The sequence below is a fragment of the Escherichia sp. MOD1-EC6475 genome, from assembly GCF_003046645.1.
Lineage (GTDB): Bacteria > Pseudomonadota > Gammaproteobacteria > Enterobacterales > Enterobacteriaceae > Escherichia > Escherichia ruysiae.
The window spans coordinates 1-2,487 of sequence record NZ_PZKQ01000120.1; the positions used below are offsets into that span (position 1 = coordinate 1).

The following is a 2,487-nucleotide window of genomic DNA, read 5'->3' on the forward strand; positions in this document are numbered from 1 at the left end:
CGATTCCTCTGTAGTTCAGTCGGTAGAACGGCGGACTGTTAATCCGTATGTCACTGGTTCGAGTCCAGTCAGAGGAGCCAAATTTTGAAAAGCCCGCTTTGATAGCGGGCTTTTTGCTATATCTGATAATCAATTTCCTCTTCACTATTTTCCATCACCTGCCGCTTAATATCCTCAACCGACAATCCAGCATTGCACAGTTCCAGAAAACGCCAGACGTAGTTACGCTGCAGTTGTCCTCGTTTCAGACCCAACCAGACGGTACTGGCAGCGAAAAGATGGCGAGTATCCAGACGAATTAAATTCTCTTCCTCTTGCTCACCGCTGGATTGTTCGGCAACTAATCCGATCCCCAAACCGAGGGCGACATAGGTTTTGATGACATCAGAATCCTGAGCACTCAATACAATATCTGCCAGTAAACCTTTGCGGACAAATGCATCATCAATACGCGAGCGGCCTGTAATTCCCTGTCGGTAAGTGATCAACGGCCACTTCGCTATTGATTCCAGCGTCAATGGCGTAATTTGTGTTAAAGGATGATCGACAGGAACGAGCAAACTATGATGCCAACGAAACCAGGGGAAAGCGACGAGTTGGAGATCATTGCTCAAACGCTCACTGGCTATGCCAATATCTGCTCCACCGTTTTGTAGCAGGCTAGCAATTTCCTGCGGCGTCCCCTGGATAAGCTCGAGTCGCACTTCGGGGAAAAGTTCACGGAAGGCTTTAATGACCCCAGGCAAGCTGTAACGAGCCTGAGTGTGCGTCGTTGCAATAGTGAGTACGCCAGATGTGTCGTTGGTAAACAGGTCTGCAAGCCGACGAACATTACTGGCTTCATTCAGAATACGTTCTGCAATGACCAGTAATGCTTTGCCCGGTTCAGTCATACCAAGCAGCCGCTTGCCACGACGAACGAATATTTCGATACCAAGTTCATCCTCCAGCTCTCGAATATGACGGCTGACGCCTGACTGTGAGGTAAAGAGCATATTCGCGACCTCTGTCAGATTGTAATCCTGACGGGCAGCTTCGCGGACTATCTTTAGTTGTTGGAAATTCACGGTAAACTCCGGGCATATAAGACATCCATTATTGTTAGAGTCTAATGCCCGGCATAACAAATAATAAAAACCCGCATCTTATTCCATCCAGGTATAACGTTTAGCTCACCAATTGCCATTGTCTTTTTTCCATGGCTGGAGAACTAATCACTGACAATAACAGCTCTTTCACTGCCTGCGCCTGTGGCGATAAACCTGATCTGGCGGGTAAGTTTAATGACAACGAGAGACTCATTGAAGGTGTGGTAATACGTGACATCCAACCGTTAACTGCGGCACATAACGAACGTGCGGCCGATTCAGGTAATACTGCAACGCCCATACCGCTGGCAATCGCAGCGGTAAGCGTGGCGATAGACTCAATTTCACCGATGACTTTCGCTGTAAGCCGGCGTAGGGAAAAAGCTTCATCAACACGAAGTCTTACTACACTGTAATCGCTGGGAAGGAAGAGGTTCATTTGCGCTATCGCATTAACATCAACGCTTTGCCCTGGGCAATCCTGAGTTCCGACAAGAAACAGATCTTCCTTTAACAAAGTCTGACTGGATACACCTGACACAGGGGAATGCTCATAAATCACCGCCATATCAAGCTGGTTGTTTATAAGTTTTTCGTTAAGCACAGCACCTCTATTTTCATGGAGATAGATAACGACCTCTGGAAATTCAGCGCGTACCGCCTGTAATAAAGGCATGGTGATAGATGACGCGGCGGTTCCAGGTGCAAAGCCAATCGAGACTTGACCTGACAATGTCTGACCTACATTATGCACCGCCAGTTGGGCCTGTTCACACTGACGTAAAATTGCCCGCGCATGGGTATAGAGAATTTTTCCGGCGTCTGTCGGCGTAACGCCACGTTTTGTGCGAATCAAAAGTTGCTGATTTAGCTCACCTTCCAGCGTGGCAACCTGCTGACTGAGCGCAGGCTGTGCTATATGCAATACTTCAGCAGCCTGAGTCAGGCTACCAATATCTACAATTTTGACGAAGTATTTCAGGCGTCTAAAGTTCATGGTGCCTCCGGTTTTTTTAAGCGTCAGCCCGAGTGCCGACATTACTAACAACCAGATTGCAAGATACTTGCCAGTTTCGTTTTGGCGTTGATACGAAAGCTAATCGCCCGTCAAATAAGAGATTATGATTGTTTCGTCATTGGCTCTTTAAGCCAGGAGAAGCATTTCCTGCCCCATGAAAGGATGTCATGCACCACGATGGAACATGATTAAAAAGATTGAAAGTTCATCGTTTTGTTGAAATTGGCAGCAAACGAACAAAAAAATGCATTTCCCCCTTTGACATCGCCATGTACTGCCATTAATATGCGCCCCGTTCTCACGATTCCTCTGTAGTTCAGTCGGTAGAACGGCGGACTGTTAATCCGTATGTCACTGGTTCGAGTCCAGTCAGAGGAGCCA

At 47.3% G+C, this 2,487-nt stretch carries 2 protein-coding genes and 2 tRNA genes; 2 read left to right on the forward strand and 2 right to left on the reverse strand.

Features of this window, described 5'->3' with window-relative positions; all coding sequences use genetic code 11:
• Positions 1 to 4: 4 nt before the first annotated feature.
• Positions 5 to 80: transfer RNA gene (locus A7589_RS22625), tRNA-Asn, on the forward strand.
• Positions 81 to 116: 36 nt separating this feature from the next.
• Here the strand turns inward: A7589_RS22625 and cbl are convergent.
• Both cbl and nac read right to left on the reverse strand, forming a co-directional pair.
• A complete protein-coding gene (cbl, locus tag A7589_RS22630) occupies positions 117 to 1,067 on the reverse strand; it encodes an HTH-type transcriptional regulator Cbl (protein ID WP_001011048.1) in 951 nt (316 codons plus the stop codon).
• A 100-nt stretch (positions 1,068 to 1,167) separates the two neighbouring features.
• Positions 1,168 to 2,085, reverse strand: a complete 918-nt coding sequence (nac, locus tag A7589_RS22635) for a nitrogen assimilation transcriptional regulator NAC (protein WP_024257452.1) — start codon at positions 2,083 to 2,085, stop codon at positions 1,168 to 1,170.
• Positions 2,086 to 2,411: 326 nt separating this feature from the next.
• Between nac and A7589_RS22640 the strand changes: the two genes are divergently transcribed.
• Positions 2,412 to 2,487, forward strand: a tRNA-Asn gene (locus A7589_RS22640).

Coding starts and splice junctions, on each gene's coding strand:
- nac (WP_024257452.1), bottom strand. CDS start 2,085: ATGAACTTTAGACGCCTGAAATACTTCGTCAAAATTGTAGATATTGGT.